The sequence below is a fragment of the Echinicola rosea genome (genome assembly GCF_005281475.1).
Classification (GTDB): Bacteria; Bacteroidota; Bacteroidia; order Cytophagales; family Cyclobacteriaceae; genus Echinicola; species Echinicola rosea.
Map to the genome: position 1 here is coordinate 5,367,839 of NZ_CP040106.1, position 15,192 is coordinate 5,383,030.

Genomic DNA, 15,192 nt, shown 5'->3' on the forward strand with positions numbered 1-15,192 from the left:
TCATTATTCGAATTTCACCCAATCTACTGCGACCTTCCCTCCATTTTCATTGACAAGGACAATGTCATGGATACCGGAAATGCTATCCGTGATCACTTTTTGTATGATTTCCCAATGATCACCACCGGAAACCCTCACCTTTGCCAATAATGGTCCTCGCTCATTTCCTGAATAAAGGGCCAACGTTCCAGCTTTTGATGCCATGATGCGTATGGAAACGGTCTGGGGCTTTTGATGGAAACTGATACGGTTATATTTTACCCAAGCCCCATTTTCCAACTCCACCATCCACCCTTTAAAAGGCTTTTTATTGTCCAAAAAGGCTATAGAGGCTCCCTCCTTAGAAAGCGCACTGTACCTGTCCATTTGAATGTGATCGGTCATTTGGGTCACCCCAATTCCCCTGAGCGTAGGATCCACCTTTCGGATGCTTCCATCATCTTCAAAAAAAAGACTGTCGGCCCTGATGGAGCGGTTTTTATCGAATCCCGGCGAATAATCATTGTGATGGTAAAATAAGTAGTGCTGTCCCTTAAATTGGATGATCGAATGGTGGTTGGTCCAGCATCCGGTAGGGGATTCATCCATGATGACACCATTAAAATCAAAAGGCCCCAGAGGGCTCTTGCCGACCGCATACTCCAACCGCTCGGTTTTGTTGGCCACATGGGGATAGGTCAGGTAATAAGCACCGTCTTTTTCAAACATATAAGGACCTTCTTTCAATCCTTCTTGCGGAAGCTCCTTCAGGATCACCGGATCCCCCGCCAATTCCAGCATATTCTCCTTAAGTTTTGCGCCATAAATATGCTCTTGCGACCAATAGAGGTAGGCTTGGCCATCATCATCAATAAACACATTTGGGTCTATTCCCTTTACTCCTTTAATCGGTTGGGGCTCCGGAACGAATGGCCCCTCGGGATGGTCGGCCACGGCCACTCCAATGGTGAAGCCCTTTCCATTGACACTGGTTTCCTTGCCGTGGTCGGGAAAATAAAAATAGTATTTTCCGTTCCTTTCGATACAGTCCGGTGCCCACATGCTGTTGGCTGTGGAATTGCCCCACGGAACATCCTCCTGATGAAGGATCGTCCCGTGATCGGTCCATTCGGTGAGGTTTTCGGAAGAAAAAACATGATAATCCTGCATGCAAAACCAATTTTCCCTTCCATTGTTTTCGGCACAATAAATATCATGCGAAGGATAGACATACACCCTGTCCCCTACCACCATGGCCGATGGATCCGCCGTAAACTGATCCCTTACCAGAGGGTTTTGGGCAAAGGCAGCACCGGATAAAACGGCAGATAAAAGAAAAAGCAACAGGTAGCATTTGAAGTTGGTTATTTTAGGCATTTTCTAATTGGCGTTAGTTTAGTGTTTATCGGTTATGTGAAAGAAGTCAAAATCCACATGGCCTCCCGGTGATTTGGTGGCGTAATTGAACAGTCCAAAACGGTATCCCATAAAATGGGGAAGGGTGTACTTCATGTGCAAAGTGGCTCCAATGGGCTTCCAATCTTTTCCGTCCAAGCTGTAATAGAACGTGGCTTCATCCTTGCGATCGGAAAAGTCACAGGTGGCTTTCAAGTAAACGGTGTTGGCGCTTAATGGAACATGTCCGGTCTCTTCCGGTTCTCCAGAATCGGCATTGACCATTACGATGGCCTTTTTGCCATCGGCTACCTTTACCCCTACTTGGCCATACAGTTTTTGGAGCAGGGCGAGTCCTGCAAAGTCCCCTTCCTGCATTCCTGAGACATCGATTTTGGTGATCCCTTCACATCTTGGCCCGATGGTCCGTTGGGTCAGGGTATTCTTGGCATCCACCAATGTTTTGTCCACTCTGGCCGTGGTCAGGCGTAGAAAGCCCTTTCGCTTACGCACCGACCAATGTTCAGGATCGGGATTATGGTTCCACTGCCAGACCAAGGGCAGGTCTTTGTCTTTCTTTTTCCTATCGAAATCGTCCGAAGCTACGATTCCGGGAATCAGGCTTTTATTGGCCGGAAGGGCCAAATGATCGGGTACTTTTCCAGCTGTTCCCAGCACTGGCCAGCCATCCTGCCACTGGACAGGCACCAAGTAGGGAATCCTTCCCACGGCTCCATAATCGCGAAATAGATAAGCATACCATTCTCCCTCTGGTGTGTCGATCAGTCCCCCTTGGGCCACACCTTTATCCTGTAGCATGACCTTGCCTTCATAGGGCCCCGTGATCTGGTCTGCCCGATGAACGATTACAGTGCGCATACCTCCTTGCGGCCACGAGATATTGAAGAGGTAATATTTGCCATTTACTTTAAAAAGTTGTGAGCCTTCCGCAGGAAGCATCACATCCGGACCGGAAGGTGCGGTGGCATTTTCGATCAAAACCCTTTCCGTTCCTGGCTTTACCCCCAACAGATCTTTTTCCAGCTCCACCACACGGAGCTTTCCCCCACCCCAAATCAGGTATATTTTCCCATCATCATCAAAAAACAAGGTGTGGTCATGATAGGACGGGGAAAAGGAATGTGATTTCCAAGGGCCATTTTCAAGGTCCTCGGTAGTGAAAATGTAGGTTTTGCCGGTGGTGGAAGAAAATGTGCTGACATAGTACATTCCCTCGTGATACCTCAAGCAACTTGCCCAAGACCCTGCTCCGTAGGCATTCTTGCCATTTTCCAAGTTGATGGCATCCACTTCTCCCAAACGGTCATAGGCATAATTGACCAATTCCCAATTGGCCAGGTCCGAAGATTTCATAAGGGGAACACCGGGGCTCATGTGCATCGTGGTACTGCTCATGTAATAGGTATCGCCTACACGTATCATGGACATGTCCGGTACATCGGCATGGATGAGGGGATTGCTGAATTGGTCTTTTTGCTGGGCCAAGGCGTCAAACTGCCCCCCAAATAGCAACAGGCAGATCAGCAATAAACGGATAAATTTCACCATAATGTCAGTCTAGTATTGATTTGATAAATTGATGATGTCAGCAACCACTTCTTTTGGCTTGTTTTCCCGGTCAAAGAGCAAGGGATAATCTGTCCTGCCACGGATAGGCCAGCCATTTCTCCACGAATGCTGGTCGGCCACTCCCCAAAGGGTAATCCTTGATATCTTGTCCTGGTGCTTAAGGAATAAAGCGAAAAACTCCAGATAACGCGCATTAAAATCCCCATTCACTTCATCGGGAAGCCCGTCGGGAAATGGGTTCATCTTATCCTCGTAGTCAAAGTTTTTGCTGACCTCCGCCCCTTGGTCATCCCAAGGGGAAGGAAGAACGGTGAGGTCCAATTCTGTGACCATCACTTCCACGCCCAATCCGGCGAAAGCTTCAAGGCTTTTCTCAAATTCCCTGATTTCGGGATGGTTCAGACCAATATGTCCCTGCATGCCAATCCCATCGATCTTGACGCCTTCAGCTTGGAGCTTTTTGACCATGCGTACCACTCCTTCCCTTTTTCCGGGCTCGGCCATGGAATAGTCATTATAGTATAGCTCAGCTTCAGGATCGGCTTCATGGGCAAACTGAAAGGCCAGTTTGATAAAATCCTCTCCGATAATCCGGTAGAACTTACTTTCCCGATAACTCCCATCGTCCAAGATGGCCTCATTGACCACATCCCAGGTATCCACTCGGCCCTTGTACCTTCCGACCACGGTATGGATATGCTTCTTCATCCGCTCGATCAGCACTTCGCGTGACACGTCCTGCCCTTCTTCATCCGTAAAAAACCACTTCGGTGCTTGGGAGTGCCAGATCAAGGTATGGCCGTTGATGAGCATATTGTTTTGCTCGCCAAATTCCACAAACTGGTCCGCCAATTCGAAGGTAAATTCCCCTTCCTCTGGCTGCAGGCGGCCACTCTTCATACAGTTTTCGGCCACGATAGCGCTAAACTGATCTTTAATAATCCTGATGGCAGCCGTATCCCGACCTGTAATCTGCCAGGCATTCATGGCCGTGCCTATGGCAAATTTCTCTTGAAAGGCTGTTTTCAGGGTACTATTTTCTTCTTGTTGTGCGTTGCCTTTGCATGCGCTAAACAATAGCGCAGAAGCCATCAGGCACTTTATGGAAGTTTGATAAGCTCCCACCATTGTTTTGGTTATCGACATAGTAATTAAGTAACTTTTCTATTTTAATTATATTTATTAATTCTACCCGGAAAGCAACTAAGTAAATTAAGAGGTCGAAATTTCAAAAAATAAAGCCAATCATGACTTAACTTCTGTTCATTCATTCAAATAAATTGACCTAAATGACCTACTTTAAAACCTCTATTAAATATATCACTTCATCAAATCATTGCTATTTTCCGGAATAATTAAGAAGCAGAAGAACCAGTAAATGAAACCCGCCTTGAACACCCACAGCCCTTCTACTTCCCTGTTATTGGTTTGTAAGTTATCCTTCTAGGTTACCACCCCCAACGAAGTGTTGCGATGCCTGAACATTTATACGCATTCAAGTAAACTGTAATAGAATTCCAATAGCGAGAACTATTATACTCACTTCTATAGCTATTGGAATTGGTACCACTATTGTAGGTATATTCTCCAATCAAAATATCCGAATATGCCTGAGCAGCCCCACTTGCTTCAGAACCACCCGACCATTCGGCATCGAAACGTATAAATGGACAAGTATCATTTAAATTAACTATCATCATAGAGTTTGAATTCGGATTCTGCCCTCCTGCTGTTATAGATTGATAAGGAACGCTCTGAACATACGCATAACTACCTGAGTAACAGAATAATAAAACGAATAAAATCAACATTAATTTTTTCATCATAATTAGGTTTTAGTTGTTAATTAATTTTTATTAAAAACGGGTTTGGTTTATTGTTTTATTCTCATTCCTATCAAATTTTACTATCCCAAGTATCTAGTAAATCAACCTTTATTGGATAATGTGTTTTCAAAAGGGATATATGTTTATCATATATTTCCTTCTCCATTTTATTTAATACAGCTTGACGAACTCTGACACGAACCAAAGCGTAAGGAATTTCTCCTTCTCCTGATTTGGCCAATAATTTAACAAGCCAAAAATCTTCTCCCACCTTTACTGGATTTGACATCTCATTTATTTCTAACCCCATTATCGTCTCTAATATGGTCAAGTTTATATCTCCTTTGGATACAATAATCCTGTTGACTTCTCCCTCCACAGACTTCTTATTAGTCCTTATTTCAATTTGATCATCAGATACTAAAAAAGGACGACTTTTAAAGGCTTCGTCAAAACTGGAATATTTGTAGGTAACTATACTTGCCTCTTTAAAAGACCGAAAATCACTTATATTATTTTTATAATATTCCTCGAGCTCTTTTTCTGATGGATTTAAATCTGGCAGTACTTTTTCTGCATTAAAATGATGAATAAGTACCTCCCTTTTTCTAAGGTTATTCCAATGGATATAATCTAGATCTTTTTCCATACCCATATCTATCGCTTCATAATGTAAATACTTACCAACCAAAAAATCTTTCATCATTATTATCATGTCGTTCGGGTCGGAAAGCTTACCTATAAACATAGGCTGGTTTCGGACAAACTCTATAAAATTCCTAACCGAGTAGGTCAATTTCTCTTCATTAAAATGATAATCCATCAAGATCATCTCTAAATCCACTCCTGGCCAATCTTTTTTATCAGGATCAAATCTGTAAACCATGTCTTTAATGGCTTGTTCATGCATATTTGGTTTAGTTTCATTAAAGATTTGTTGCTGACTCTCCCATATATACTTCTCCTTTAATCCCTGAATCAATTCTTGCTCAATAATGGACTTTTCCTGCTCGTAAGGTCTTTGGATTTCTCTTTTTGCGTTAGTGATATGGGCAATAAAGAATCCTTTTAAAGTCTCCAATGGCCCAATAACATCCCCAATATTTAATTGATCCAAGTTTTCAAGATATACCCCTATTGGGTTAAATGGGTAATGGGATGGGTAGGAATAGGTTTTAACCCTTTCATCCCCAACAACCTCTTGCTTTAAGCTATTAAAACCTTCAATAGTATTTACTTTTACTTCCGGATCATGGTATTCCAAAAGGGTTTCTCTTGTAGGGATAAATACAACTTCTATATCATATACCGAACCTCTGCGCTTATAAGCCTTTTGAAGCGCTTCTTCATCGACCTTGAGATGAGGTTTCACCTTTTTATTCCAAACATAGCCATCTACAGTTGAAGCATAAAAGCGTTGAATATATTCCAGTTGCTTGGCTATTTTTTTTATGGTATCATACTGGTGATCCAATGCATAAGCCAAGATCAAACCCTCTTCCAGTAAGCGTTCATGTAATTGTTCCGTGGATAGCTTACTGTACTTTTCATTTTTTCTAATGTACTCATATTCATTGGCAGTCAATGTATAAGAACCGATTTGGAGCAACACTTTATCGTGTTCCCGGTCACAAGCGGTACTTACCCAAATGAGCAATGAAAGAATTATTATACCAGATTTCATCAACTAAAAAGATTGTTATTTTGCATACTTGTTCATAATCAAAACCCATTATAATGATGCAGTATCAGGAACTATACATTTTATTAATTTAAGCCCAATCCACTTGCCTTCATTGTATGTTATTAACTTAAATTCCCTAAACCACTTTTACACCGGATTGCCCCAGGCATTAGACTCACCACGATCAATTAAATGCTCAAGAGACCGATTTTCCCCTTATACCTCAATCTGATTTCCAGATACTCATTATTCATTTCACATTGGTCACTGATTACTGACCACTGATTACCGGTTACTGGATCAGTCAACGGCCCACTGTCCACGGTCGCTGCTGGTAATACATCATTCCTCATTGTTACTTCCTCCCTCCGACTTCCAGCTTTGCGCTTTTGCTCTTGGTTCTTGCCTCTTAGTTCTTGGTTCTATTGTCTCAAGTCTACCTATTCTTTCTTCCTGTAAAACAAAGAGAATTTAGCTGCTGGCCTCAATGCAGATAAACATATCCAGTTCGGGCCCAGCAACTTAAGCTATTACAATCCCTGAAGCCCTTCCACAAATCCTTCATAAGCTGGCTTCCTGTTAAGGTCCAGGTTCCAAAGCCCCTGGTGTTCTCCCGGCAGCCAGTTGGCATCATCCGGACTATCAGTAATGCCCCAGACCGTGATGCCATACCGTTGCGATTCTGGCACGTATTGCAGGTACATGTCCACCACGTACTTGTACATTTCCGCTTGCTGTTCGAGTATTTCCGCAGTAGGACTGGCAGTATTCACCCTTACGTCCAACTCGGACACCTTGATCAGCTTGCCGGTCGCTGCCAGCATTTCGAACATCTTGGCAATATTTTGTTTGTTGGAATCAATGCCGATATGCATCTGTGTTCCGATGCCGTCCACTTGTGCGCCTTGGCTTTCCAGGTACGCTACATAATCGATGATGCCCTGGCACTTATCCAGGTTATACTCCAAGTTATAGTCATTGATAAAATGAAGGTCATCGGGGTTTCCATATTCCCTGGCCCACTGAAAGGCCTTGACGGCATAATCCTTGCCCATATAGTCCTGCCAGTAAAATTCATCGGAGGCCATATCGGTCTTACCAACGCCCGTTTTCAGTTCATAGGGATTGCCGTCATCCATTGGCTCGTTGACGACATCCCAGGCTTTTACATGTTCTTTACTGCTGGTAACCATTTCGGCAATCCATCGCTCAAGTTCGCCCGAAATGATGTTTTCTTTTTCTTCGGGTGTCTTTTGTACCAAGGTGGTCGAACCGCCGGAAAGAGAGGCACTGCTCAGGACCACATTATCGATGTAAACGGTTCCGGCAAATTCCCCATAACTAAAGATCAGCCGGCTTCTGTCATCAGCGGTGGCTGTCGTGGTAAGCTCCACCTGTTGCCATTCCTGTGTGACCATCACCTGGCCATAGCCATTCGAGGAATAATCAGGACTTTGGAGTTCCGGCCGGATGATACCCTCGGCATCACCTTTTACCCAAAAGGACAATTTGTAATCTTCCCCATTTTTCAGTGACTCAGTAAACTCATAGGAGGTCTGCACTTCCCAGAATCCCCCAGTCACCGATGGATTGGTCACGAAAAAGGCCTTTCCTTCTCCACCAAAACCCATTCCGTCCTCCGTAATGCCTCGCGTGGAGCCATTGCCCCAGCCTCCCCAGCCGGTACCTGCCTCAAAATCCCCGTCCACGACAAGGTTATTGGTCATTGGTTCACCGTTCGGATTAAAGACATATAGATTATTAATATCCAGGTAAGTGGCAGCACCTGGCGTATAGCCCATATCAAATTTGATCTTAAAGGTCTCCCCTTGGAAATCGCTTACCCTAATCCGAATCTCCTGCCAAGACATGGAAGTCTGAAAAGTCGCCGAGACCTCCCCGGTGGACCACCAGTCCATTTCAGGCTCGTTGTTCTCCAAGCCCTCAAAGCTGATCCTTCCTTCTGCGGGCATATCGGATTTGACATAGGCCACGATCTCGTATTCGTTTCCGGGGACAATGGTGATTTCGGGCGTGGCCAACTGCAGGCTGGATGGGTCCGAAACGCTCGCCCCTGCGCTTAGCTTAAAGGCAGGCGTTCCCGCTCCCATTCCTTCATTTTGGACGATAGCCACTTCACCTTGGGTACCCCATCCTGAAAGGTCACCTTCCATTGCTGCCGAAAGGGCCAGTTCATTGGCAAAAGCCGGGGAATTCACCACAAGTGGCTCCAATAATCCATTTAGGTAACCTGCATTTTGATTGGCGTGCCAACAGAGGGTATGGCCATAAATGCTGGTTCCTGCCGCTGCAGCAGCTTCGTACATGGCGTTTACACCATCCAGTAAAAGGCTGCCATCTGCTTGTACGACAGCTCCATGCTTCATGCCATAGCCGGCTGTGATTTCATGGAAATTACTATTTATCAAGCGGTACATCACTCCCTTATCCGCATATTCGGACTGGCTTACTGCTCCACCAAGGATAAAATCAGGATGGGCAATACTGTCCACATAAGACTTTAGGGGCAGGTACGCATTCAATTCCTCTTGCAGGGCAATACTTTCAGGTTTTTCCACTTGGTATTCATCTGTGGGCACATAGTCCACACAAGATGTACCGAGCCCCAGAGCGAGTATTCCCAGTATATTGATATATCTTGTTTTCATATTCTTAGGTTATTGGTTATTGAGGAAAGTCAAATCCCGATTACTTGGTAACTCCGGATTTGAAATCGGGAAAGTATCCCTCAGGAAAGGCTTCTCGAGCGACCAAAGCCGATCTTGCCCATTCTTAATTCATCATTCTCCATTTTACTTAAGCACAGGACTAAACGTTTCCATGCCCACACCACGATCCCTGAGCACCAAAGTATCCACGGTGGCCACATGCATCTGCTCCATATCGATCTCATATTCCAGGTATAATGCATCCCGATCCTGATTGCCCCAGCTGGATTTTTCTCCATCTTTCACAAATCGTCCCGTTCCGGTAGCCGTGTAGCCGTCCTTAGCGGCAGAAACGGTACAGTTTCCCTCATCATTAAAAGACAGCAGGAGGTCGGCCGTTACGTTTACCCCTCCCTCTCCGGCAAGGGTAAGCGGAAAGACCACTTCGGTCATGGAGCGGGTCACTAATTGGTTGATCTCATCATCCACGACTTCTTCCTCGTGACGGACTTGCGTTTCATCAATGATCTCCGGATTTTTTCCTGTAATGATATCCCTGCCCCGACGCAGATAATTGCCATGCCATTCGTTGACATATTTTACTGCATATAGGGTGAAGTCCTTGGGAGCAGGAAACCAGTCATCCGCAATCGCCCGCCTGGGGTTTTCCACCACGGGAGTGCCGGACAATACCGAATCCGCGTTCATCACTTCTGTAATCCTTACAGGAAGGACAAAGGTCCTGTTCACTGCACGGGGATCGTTAAAAAATGCCCCGGTAAGCTGCACTTCCACTCCTCCGGCCACCGTGCCTTTAGGGATGGTCACCGTCTCGGAACTTAGCTGGAAAAATTCCGAAGAAAGTACTTGTATTTCCTCCCCTCCTTCTTCGAACAGCAGCCCTTCTGCCAGTGACTCGTCCACTTCGATCTGAACGGTCACATCTGTTGGAGAGGAATAAACGCCTCCTGTGGTCACCATCAATTTGAATTTGCCTTCATTGTCCAGAGAGGTGTCAAAAATATCCTCCCCGAAGGTGATGGTCCTCACCGGAAACTGATAAGCAAAATAAACCGTTTGGTATTCGAAATCGGGAAATTCCCAATCCTGGTTTTCGCAAGCGCAGAAAACCAACGAGAATGCTAAGATCAAATATATTTTATTCTTCATCTTGTTTGTTCGTTATTAATTCCTAATTCACCATTCTTAATTCTTCATTCCTGCCCCTTATCCTACCAACCTGCATTCTGCTGTAAAGTACTGAATTTCAACATCTCGCTATAAGGAACAGGGCCGTAGATCATATAATCCTGATACACACGGTTTTCCACATCGATTACGGAATAATCATCCTCATTTTGGATCCGCATTCCCTGGGCCGTTTCGGTCAGGTTTGCTCCCCATCTTCTCAAGTCCCAAAAACGGAACCCTTCAAAGCTTAGCTCCAATCGCCGTTCATTTCTGATCAATTGGCGCATGGCATCCTGATCACCTTTGATGGATTCCAAGTAGGGATCACCACTGTCCAATCCTATTCCCGCACGTTGACGAATGGCCTTGATCACATCATAGGCGGAGAAGGAAAAGCCTCCACTGGCCATGGGTCCCCAAGCCTCATTGGCCGCTTCTGCATAGATCAAAAAGAACTCGGTATAGCGCATTCGTGGCTGCAAGTGTCGCTGCCCCGTGGTGGCCACTGGGTCGAGGTTTACATCCTGACGTAGGAGTTTGCGCATATAATACCCCGTACGCGTGGACGTTTCCACCTTGTTCAGCCCATCATTGGTGTCCGAATCCAAGGCGGTATTGATATTGACTCCCGTCGGGCCGGCAGTACTTCCATTGAGCAGAATGAACTGGGCCAATCGTGGATCCCTGTCTGCATAAGGTGCCGCAGGCGAATATCCAGCGGCAGGATCGGTAATGGGATAGCCATTGGCCATGGGAAAGGCATCCACCAAATTCTGTGTGGGATTTACCAAGCCTTCGCCATACAATGTAGGCGGATAATTCTGTGTTTCCAGGTTATTGGAAGGGCCACCGATAGAACCCCTCCAGAGGATTTCCGGAGGATTAATTCCTGCTCCCAGCCCATCGATTATTGACCTGTTATTGTACCAGGTCACACCATTGGGATCCAAACCGCTTATGCCTCCGATATCGTTGAGCAATTCACCTGCATAGGTGGCGGCATCGGCCCATTTGGCTTGGTCATTGTCCAGGTTAAAAGAAGGACTGGCGGCCAGCAAGGCGGCCTGCGCACGGATGGCCCGCGCGATCCTTCCGGAAACCAATTGCTTAGCATCATCCCCAAACACCCTATTATAATCATTTACACCTGTTCCGCCTTCCTGGTATTTGGAAGGGATCATCGAGGCATCGCCGATATTGTAATAATCCATGGGAAGTAGGTCAATGGCGATATTAAGGTCTGAGTATAGTTGCGCCATACAGTCATCGAAAGTGGCTCTGGGCATATTAAAATCGGAATCCACCGATTGGGGCTCCAAAAATATGGGAACGCCCAAAAGCTCTCCTCCGGCCATTCCTCCATGTGCCTGCAACAGGTAATACATAAAGAGTGCCCTCAATGCGTAGGTTTCGCCCGTCAATCGGTCCAAAAACATTTGATTTACTTGTGGATTGGAGGCATACTCGGTATTCCCCACTTCGGTCAGCATTTCATTAAGGTATTGGATGGAGGAATTGGCGGCATTCCACCTGTCCACCGGATTAAAATTCGACGCCCATTGTCCTGTGGCCATGTTCAGGTAGGCATTGTCCAGGTCATTGCTGACCGCATCATCCGTGGCCATTTCGCTAAAATTGTAGCCATTGGTAGGAATCCTTAAATAAGCATTCAATAATAAGCCTTGTACCATTCCTGGTCTTTCCCGGATCATATCCTTACTTTGGATGTTTTCTATTGCAGGATCAATCAGGTCACTACAACTGGTGGTCAACACCAAGGCCATAATGGCGAGTTTTATGTTCATCTTTATCTTCATGGTTCTTTTTGGGTCTGGTTAAAACTTCGCTTTGATACCAACATTATAAAACCTGGTCTGAGGGGCACTGCCAATATTCATCTCGAGAATTTCCCTGTTGGGTGAAATGGTCAGTAGGTTGGCGCCATTGGCGTAAATGTCCAGTCCTTTCAGGAACCGCTCACCAAACATGTTGCTTGGGAAGGTATAGGAAAGCTGGACCCGAGAAAGGTCAAACCTGTTGGTGCTGTACATCCAGAAATCCGAATTCCGGAAATTATTGGCTCCATTCAAGGTGGTCAGTCGTGGATAGGTGGCCATGTCCTTGGTGGACTCTGTCCATCGTCCCCTGACCACTTCGGAATACTTGTCATCCCCATTTACCCAGAAGTAATTATTGGTTTTCATGGCATATGCACCTGTGCGGGCAGTACCCAGCGCAAAGAAGGTAAAGTTTTTATAGCTGGCAGTGATGTTTACCCCCATGGTCAGGGGAGCTCCGGACCAACCGCCTCGGCCGAGATAAACCTCGTCCTGGGCATTGATGACCCCATCTCCGTTTTGGTCTTTGTATTTGATGTCCCCGGGCATGACTTCTCCGAATGCCTGCTGGGGACTGTTTTCGATGTCATCAATCCCGGAGAAAAAGCCCAAGCTCTCCAAGCCCCAAAGTCCATCCAACGGTTTTCCGACACGGCTTTGGTAATCAAACTCGAAATTTTCCGATCTCCTGCTGGCCTTGGTGGTATAATAGATACCCGAGAATCCCAGGCTCCAATCGACCTGCCCGATCCGTTTGTTCAGGTTCAGCTGGAAGTCAGCTCCTGTGCGCTGGTCGTTGTTGTAATTGATATAGGGGATCCAAGAGGATATCGGCCACCCTGTGTTGAAATAATTTGGATAAATATTATTGTTCTGGACAAACAAACCGGTCATTTTACTGGTAAAAAAGGAACCGTTCAGCGTAATCAACTTATCAAATAGCGAAGCGTCCAGCTCCACACTGATCTCTTCCCGCTTTGGCATGGCCAATTCCAGGTTTTCGCCTCTCCTAACGTCAGTAGCAGTATTGCTAAGGCCGTCCTTCCATTCGTACCAAGAACCCTCATCGGTATAGATCCCCTCATACAAGTAATACTCCTCAATATCCAAGTCGGTATGAAGAATCCCGCCAGAAATAGACAACCTAAGATTGTCCACTACACTGGATGAAGCCAAGAAATCCTCTTCACTGAGCCGCCAGCCAAGGGAAACCGTAGGAGAAAAGGCATTCCGATTGCCCGGTGCCAACTTGGCACTGCGTACCATGGCACCGCTAAAGTCCAAGTAGTATTTCCCCTTATAGTTATAACTTCCATAAAGTCCTAGATTTGCGTTACTTGCCTTATGGTAAATTGCGGATTCAGCTGTTTGGAACCCATTGGCAATGAGCATCGCAGAAATGTTATGCCAATTGTCGATGACTTTTTGATAGTTCAATTGGCCTGAAAAGGAAAGTGTCTGCCTGAACCAGCTGTTATCGATATTTTGGGTTTTGGAACTGGCATCCTGCCCGTACTTGGTAAGGCTGGCGATTTCATCCATCCCGTTGAAATTTGTCCAACTGGGTTGGTACACCGCGTAATCATTGTTAAAAGACAGGTTATAGGAAGTGGCATAATCCAGTCCGAACAGGGAGTTAAAACTCAAGCCTTCCAATACATTGCTCAAATCCGCATCCACTCCGGCATTGAATTGAAACTGTCTGCTGGTATACTTGGACGAACCTCCGGCATAGCTGCCCGCGATGGGATTGGTCTGGTCCAGCTGCGTACCGCCTAGCAAGTATTTACCATCGATCAGGTGCTGGCTGTTTTGCACATAGTTTTGCGAAGTCTCATCATCTGGCGAAAGCATATCCACTGGGATCAGCGGAGCGAAACGGTATGGCCTCAAGGTGGTGGAACCGCCCCAATAATCCGCATTGATGCCCTTACCATTATAAAAGATCGCCGCGGCATCCACTTTTGCGGAAATGTAGTCGTTCAGGTTGATGTCCACATTTCCACGTACATTTAACCGTTCGTTGCCATTTTCAGCAGCCTGCCCAAAATCCAGCACGGAACCCTCTGTCCAAAAACCCAGGTTGGTATAGTACCTTGCCTTTTCATTGCCGCCTGAAATCTCCATGGTGGCATCGTAGCGGGTATAGGCTTTTTGTAGGTAATCGTCTGAATAATAATCCACATTGGGATAGCGGTAGGGATTTCTTCCTGAAGAATAATTATAGATATCCTCTTCGGTATATAAGGGACTCAGGCCGTCATTCGACCGGGCTTCGTTGTATAAGGCCATGTATTCTCCAGATCCCAGGTATTTTGGATAGCTTTTGGGCATATTTACCCCGGCATTGGTCCGCACATCTATGGTTTGGGTATTGGCCACTCCCCTTTTGGTGGTCACCAGCAGTACCCCTTTGGCACCACGGCTTCCGTAAAGTGCAATAGCATTGACGCCTTTCAGAAAAGTCATCTGGGCGATTTCGGTGGGCATTACACTGCCAAGGTCACGCGGTACGCCATCCACCAATGTCAGATAGCTGTTGTTTCCCCATAGGTTACCGTTATAGCCTCCCACATAGGCTTCCATGCCGTCCAAGGGATAGGTAATGTAATTTTCATTCAGAACATTGGGCATGTTCACGTATGAAATACCCCCCATAAGGTCACGCTTATCTTTGGTCTGAAACGCGACCAACACTTCCTCCCCCTCTAAGTATGGAAACATAACGATCTCTTCCAGCTCGGAATGAGCCTGAAGGATCTTGGTTTCATAACCTGGGGCCTCTACGGCAAGGTAAGCATTGGAAGTTACCTCCAGCTTTACGCTTCCCAGACTATCGGATACCGCTGAATAATCATCCTGGTCACTGGTGATAATGGCACCAGTGATCGGATCTCCGGAACTGGCCCTCACGATGGGGGCGATATTTATTTTCATTGTACCCTGGGCCATTAGGTGCAGTGGAAGCAACACCAAACAGATACAGCATACAAAACCTGCTTTTATATATTTCATCATCT

General features: G+C 45.9%; 9 protein-coding genes. All 9 read right to left on the bottom strand.

Features of this window, described 5'->3' with window-relative positions:
* Positions 1-3 precede the first annotated feature (3 nt).
* Positions 4-1,356 (bottom strand): family 43 glycosylhydrolase, encoded by a 1,353-nt coding sequence (locus FDP09_RS20965; RefSeq protein WP_137404467.1) that lies wholly within the window; start codon positions 1,354-1,356, stop codon positions 4-6.
* A gap of 18 nt (positions 1,357-1,374) precedes the next feature.
* The gene (locus FDP09_RS20970) at positions 1,375-2,943 is read right to left on the bottom strand and encodes a glycoside hydrolase family 43 protein (protein ID WP_137404468.1); all 1,569 of its coding nucleotides are present in this window, start codon (positions 2,941-2,943) and stop codon (positions 1,375-1,377) included.
* 9 nt (positions 2,944-2,952) lie between these two features.
* Complete coding sequence (locus FDP09_RS20975) at positions 2,953-4,110, bottom strand: endo-1,4-beta-xylanase (RefSeq protein ID WP_229683324.1); 1,158 nt, start codon at positions 4,108-4,110, stop codon at positions 2,953-2,955.
* Positions 4,111-4,412: 302 nt separating this feature from the next.
* Entirely contained in the window at positions 4,413-4,790 is a 378-nt protein-coding gene (locus tag FDP09_RS20980; protein ID WP_137404469.1) for a hypothetical protein, read from the bottom strand.
* 70 nt (positions 4,791-4,860) lie between these two features.
* Positions 4,861-6,474, bottom strand: a complete 1,614-nt coding sequence (locus tag FDP09_RS20985) for a peptidylprolyl isomerase (RefSeq protein WP_137404470.1) — start codon at positions 6,472-6,474, stop codon at positions 4,861-4,863.
* A 530-nt stretch (positions 6,475-7,004) separates the two neighbouring features.
* Entirely contained in the window at positions 7,005-9,143 is a 2,139-nt protein-coding gene (locus FDP09_RS20990) for an endo-1,4-beta-xylanase (RefSeq protein ID WP_137404471.1), read from the bottom strand.
* A 144-nt stretch (positions 9,144-9,287) separates the two neighbouring features.
* The gene (locus FDP09_RS20995) at positions 9,288-10,313 is read right to left on the bottom strand and encodes a DUF5627 domain-containing protein (RefSeq protein WP_137404472.1); all 1,026 of its coding nucleotides are present in this window, start codon (positions 10,311-10,313) and stop codon (positions 9,288-9,290) included.
* Positions 10,314-10,375: 62 nt separating this feature from the next.
* Complete coding sequence (locus tag FDP09_RS21000; RefSeq protein ID WP_229683323.1) at positions 10,376-12,139, bottom strand: RagB/SusD family nutrient uptake outer membrane protein; 1,764 nt, start codon at positions 12,137-12,139, stop codon at positions 10,376-10,378.
* A gap of 30 nt (positions 12,140-12,169) precedes the next feature.
* Entirely contained in the window at positions 12,170-15,190 is a 3,021-nt protein-coding gene (locus FDP09_RS21005; protein WP_229683322.1) for a SusC/RagA family TonB-linked outer membrane protein, read from the bottom strand.
* Positions 15,191-15,192: the final 2 nt, after the last annotated feature.